Origin of the sequence: Micromonospora sp. AMSO1212t, from assembly GCF_008868145.1 — a bacterium.
Classification (GTDB): Bacteria; Actinomycetota; Actinomycetes; order Mycobacteriales; family Micromonosporaceae; genus Micromonospora; species Micromonospora tulbaghiae.
In genome coordinates, this window is the sequence record NZ_WBKS01000223.1 from 1 (window position 1) to 4,727 (window position 4,727).

Sequence of the window (4,727 nt, forward strand, 5' to 3'; positions counted from 1 at the left end):
GAGGTGGAGGTCCTCTCCCCCCCCCCGCGGCCCCCCCGCCTGCCCGAAACCGCCGCCGCCCTGGCCGCCCTCTACTCCCCGCCATCCCCGCCGTCCCCGCCCGCCCCGCTGCCCGCCCCGCCTCTCCCCAGTTGATCAAGGAGTTTGTGTCCTTCGGGGAGATCGACTCGGACATGAACTCCTTGATCAACCAGGCAGGGTTCGGTGTGCGTCGGCCACCGTCGCGAGGGCTCGGTCGATGCCGGAGGGTGGGGTCGCCGCGTACCCGAGGACCAGGCCGGGTGGCTGCGGGCGCTGGCCGTGCCAGGACAGCGGGTGGACCTTGACGCCGCGGCGCAGCGCCGCCGCCGCCAACGCCCGGTCGTCGACGTCGCCGGGCAGCGTGACCATCAGGTGCAGCCCGGCCGCCGCGCCGTGCACCACAGCCCCCGGCAGGTACGCGCGGACCGCCCGGATCATCGCGTCCCGTCGGCGTACGTGCCGATGGCGCAGCAGCCGCAGGTGCCGTTCCAGCGCGCCGGACTCCATCAGCTCGGCCAGCACGAGCTGCGGCAACGCCGCGTTGCCGAGGTCGGCCGCCCGCTTCGCGGCCACCACGCCGGCGTGCAGCGCGGGCGGCACCAGCATCCAGCCGATCCGCAGCGCCGGCGCGAGCAGCTTGGAGATGCTGCCGACGTAGCAGACCCGGTCCGGCGCCATGGCACGCAGCGCCGGCACCGGCGGCCGGTCGTAGCGGTGTTCGGCGTCGTAGTCGTCCTCCACCACCAGGCCGCCGCCGCGTGCCCACCGCAGCAGCCGCCGGCGCCGGTCGCCGTCGAGCACCACACCGGTCGGGAACTGGTGCGCCGGGGTGAGCAGCACGGCCGGCGCGCCGGAGCGCTCCAGCTCGTCGACGCACAGTCCCCGGTCGTCCACCGGCACCGGCGGTGTCGCCAGCCCGGAGTAGGCCAGGTGCTGCCGTACGCCGAGGGAGCCGGGATCCTCCACCGCCACGGTGTGCGTACCCCGGTCGTGCAGCACGCGCGCGAGCAGGCCGAGCGCCTGGGACACCCCGGCCACGATCACCACCTCGGCCGGGTCGGCGCGGACGCCCCGGTTTCGGGCCAGCCAGTTCGCGACCGCCAGTCGCAGCGCGGGCGTCCCGATCGGATCGCCGTAGCCGAGCGCGGCGGGCGTCATCCGGTGCAGCACGGCCCGCTCGGCCCGCAACCAGGCCGCGCGGGGAAAGACCGCCAGATCGGGTACGCCGGGAGTCAGGTCCACCTGCGCGGGCACGGCGCGCAACGCGTCGAAGGCGTCGAAGCCGGGCCGGGTGGCGAACACCTCCGGTGCTCTCCTCGGCTCGGGCGGCCGGGTGACCACGGCGGCCGGCGTGGCGACCACCACCGTTCCGGCCCGGCCGCGTCCCGCCACCTGCCCGTCCTCGGCCAGCCGCTGGTACGCCTCGGTCACCACGCCACGGGAGACGCCCAGCTCGGCGGCGAGCACCCGGCTGGCCGGCAGGCGGGTGCCCACCGGCGCCCGGCCGTCGGCGATCGCGGACCGCAGCCGGGCGGCCAGCCAGTCCGCTCGGCCACCCGGCGGCGCCTCGCCGACGTCCAGCTGGAGGAAGTCCGCACCGGCCGCTTTGGACTCCTCGACCACGATCACTTTGGCCCTGTCCATCGGACCATTATGGCCACAGGCTGGACCACATGACAGTCGCCTTCCTGCTGACCTCGCTCGTCGTGGCGATCACTCCGGGCACCGGGATGATGCACACGCTCGCCACCGCCGTGACCGCCGGACGCCGGGCCGGCCTGGCCGCTGCCGCCGGGGGCACGCTCAGCCTCGTCCCGCACGTGATCGCCGCGGTGACCGGCCTGGCCGCCCTGCTGCGCGCCGGCACCCCGGCGTTCCGCGTGGTGACCTGGCTGGGTGTGGCGTACCTGCTCTGGATGGCCTGGTCGGCGCTGCGCGACCGCGGCACGTTCGCCCTCGGCGATGACCGGCCCCCGCGTCCGGTGGCGGCCGTGTTCCGGGACGGGGTGCTGCTGAACCTGCTGAACCCGAAGGTGACGGTGTTCTTCGTGGCGTTCCTACCGCAGTTCGTACCCCCGTACGCACCCGCCGCCCCGGTGCGCATGCTCGCCTGCGGCCTGGTGTTCATGGGCGTCACGCTGCTGGTGTTCGCCGGGTACGCGCTCCTGGCCGGCGCGTTGCGCCGGCGGGTGCTGTCCCGGCCCCGGCTGACCGGGCTGCTGCGGCACGCCTTCGCCGGCAGCTTCCTCGTCCTGGGCCTCGGCCTCGCGTTCACCGCCTGACCCGTCCTCACCACCTGCAAGGAGTCCTCCCGTGCGTTTCCGTCACTCCCCCGAGATCTGGTCGGCCTTCCCCGAACTGACCTGCGGCGTCCTGCACGCCACGGGCGTCACGCCCGACGTCGACGTGACGCCACGGCTGACCGGGTATCTGGGCACCGCCCGGGACCGGCTCGCCGCCGGACCGGAAGGTGGCTTCCCGGAGATCCAGGCGTGGCGTCGCGCGTTCACCCGGATGGGCTGCCCGCCGACCCGCTACCGCTGCGCGGCCGAGTCGCTGCTGCGCCGGTTGCGACGGGACGGTGAACTGCCCCGGCTGCATCCGCTCGTGGACCTCGGCAACGCGCTGTCCACCCGGTACGCGGTGCCGGTCGCGGTGCTCGACCTGGCCCGCATCGACGGCGACCTGACCGTGCGCCCGGCCGAGGGCACGGAGCACTACCTGGGGCTCGGCGGGGAGAGCGAGCGCCCGGCGCCCGGCGAGGTGATCTTCGCCGACCAGGGTGGACACGCGCACGCCCGGCGCTGGTGCCACCGGCAGAGCGGCGCGTCGGCGGTACGAGACGACACCGCCGAGGTACTCGTGGTGGTCGAGGCGATGCACGAGGGCGCGGCGCCGACCGTACGCCGGATGCTGGACGACCTGGCGGCGGCGCTGGACGAACAGTGGCGCGTGCCGGCGCGGACGGCGCTGCTCACCGCGGACTCGCCGGAGTTCGCCGTGCCGGTCCGGACGGGCTGACCCCGCCGGCTTGCTGCGCCGGCGGTCCTCGTGGTCAGGCGTCGGGGTCGGTGCGGTCGCGCGGCATCAGGTCGTCGAACTCGGCCGGGGTGATCTCACCGGTGCGCAGCCGGCGGGCGTTGGCGGCGAACCGGGCAATCGCCGCGCCGCGTGGGTCCGGCTCGGTGAGCAGACCGGCGTCGGCGGTCAGAGCGCTCGCGGCACCCGCCACGTCGTGCGGATCGGCCAGGTCGACCGGCTCGCCGTGCAGCTCCCGCAGGGCGTCGGCGAGTCGCGCGTCGGCGGCGTCGCCGGTGCCCCACCAGCGCCGGGCCAGGTCGACGGTGTGACCGAGCGAATCCTCCCCCACCCGTTCGGCGCCTATCTCGGCACGCATCATGCGCAGGAAGCGGAATGTCACGGCATCGGAGTCATCGGCGATCACGCCCGTACCCTAGCGAGCGGGCCCGACGAAACCGCCGGGCGAGCCGGGGTCGTCCGGCCGGTTGAGGCCGCCACCCACGGGTAGTGCGCGGACATGCCCGAACGATACGAGGACTACGACCGCGTCGCGGTCGTCACCGGCGCGGACTCCGGCATCGGCAAGGCGTGCGCGGTGGCGCTCGCCGACGCCGGTTACGACATCGGCATCACCTGGTACGGCGACGCGGCGGGCGCCGACCGCACCGCCACCGAGGTACGCGCCACCGGCCGCCGCTGCGAGACCGCCGAGCTGGACCTGACCCGGCTCCCGGAAGCGGCGGCGGTGGTCGACGAGCTGGCCGACCGGCTCGGCGGCCTGGGTGTGCTCGTCAACAACGCCGGCACCGGCCTGTCCGAGCCGTTCGTGGACGTGAGCTGGGAGAAGTGGCGGGAGGTGCTGGCGGTCGACCTGGACGGCCCGTTCCTGTGCTCGCAGCGGGCCGCCCGGCGGATGTGCGCGGCCGGGCGGGGCGGCCGGATCATCAACATCACCAGCGTGCACGAGCACGCGCCCCGGGTCGGCTCGTCGGCGTACTGCGCCGCGAAGGGCGGGCTCGGCCTGCTCACGAAGGTGATGGCGCAGGAACTGGCCGCCGACGGGATCACCGTCAACGCGGTGGCCCCGGGTGAGATCGCCACGCCGATGACCGGGCAGGAGGACGTCGACCCGTTCACGCAGGACCGGCCCGGCGTGCCGGTGGGACGGCCCGGTGACGCCCGGGAGGTGGCGGCGGTGGTGGCGATGCTCGCCTCACCGGATGCGGCGTACGTGACGGGGGCGTCGTGGGCGGTGGACGGAGGGATGCTGTTGATGGGTCCGCAGGCTTCTGCTCTCTCCTCCCACTCGTGGCGTTCTGCCTAGCCTGTGGTCGCTGTTGAGGGCCGGGGGCGACCGTGCCCGGCTCCGGGCGGTCAGGCTTGATCCCTGCGCCGGGCACGGTCGCCCCCGGCCCCGTCGTGGGTCAGGTGCGTTCGTTGCTGCCGGGATCGGGGGTGGCTCCCACGGGTGCGTCTAGCGGTGTCTCCTGCTGCTCGGGGTAGTGGCAGGCAGTTTGCTGTCTGCCGCCGTCGCGGGTGGTCAGTGCGGGTTCTTCGGTGGCGCAGTGGTCGGTGGCTTTCCAGCAGCGGGTGCGGAAGCGGCAGCCTGATGGTGGGTTGAGTGGGGTGGGGACGTCGCCGGTGAGGCGGATGCGTCCGGCGGGGCCGAGGGCGGTGACGTCGGG

6 protein-coding genes are annotated in these 4,727 nt (G+C 74.7%); 3 read left to right on the forward strand and 3 right to left on the reverse strand.

All coding sequences use genetic code 11. The features are described 5' to 3' along the window. Positions 1-186: 186 nt before the first annotated feature. Positions 187-1,665 (reverse strand): PLP-dependent aminotransferase family protein, encoded by a 1,479-nt coding sequence (locus F8279_RS29195; protein ID WP_151501659.1) that lies wholly within the window; start codon positions 1,663-1,665, stop codon positions 187-189. A 29-nt stretch (positions 1,666-1,694) separates the two neighbouring features. On the opposite strand from F8279_RS29195, the gene F8279_RS29200 reads away from it, so the two are divergent. Continuing rightward, positions 1,695-2,303 carry a LysE family translocator gene (locus tag F8279_RS29200; RefSeq protein WP_151501660.1) on the forward strand — a complete coding sequence of 203 codons (609 nt, stop codon included), beginning with the start codon at positions 1,695-1,697 and terminating at the stop codon, positions 2,301-2,303. A 31-nt stretch (positions 2,304-2,334) separates the two neighbouring features. Then, on the forward strand, positions 2,335-3,042 hold the full coding sequence (locus F8279_RS29205; RefSeq protein ID WP_151501661.1) for a B3/4 domain-containing protein: 708 nt from the start codon (positions 2,335-2,337) through the stop codon (positions 3,040-3,042). A 34-nt stretch (positions 3,043-3,076) separates the two neighbouring features. Here the strand turns inward: F8279_RS29205 and F8279_RS29210 are convergent, their stop codons facing one another. Further along, a complete protein-coding gene (locus tag F8279_RS29210; RefSeq protein WP_151501662.1) occupies positions 3,077-3,466 on the reverse strand; it encodes a hypothetical protein in 390 nt (129 codons plus the stop codon). A gap of 93 nt (positions 3,467-3,559) precedes the next feature. On the opposite strand from F8279_RS29210, the gene F8279_RS29215 reads away from it, so the two are divergent. Next, positions 3,560-4,366, forward strand: coding sequence for an SDR family oxidoreductase (locus F8279_RS29215; protein WP_151501663.1), 807 nt, complete (start codon positions 3,560-3,562; stop codon positions 4,364-4,366). Positions 4,367-4,466: 100 nt separating this feature from the next. On the opposite strand, the gene F8279_RS29220 is transcribed toward F8279_RS29215, so the two are convergent. After that, on the reverse strand, positions 4,467-4,727 hold a 261-nt coding region (locus F8279_RS29220; RefSeq protein ID WP_368668847.1), incomplete at its 5' end, for an oligopeptide/dipeptide ABC transporter ATP-binding protein.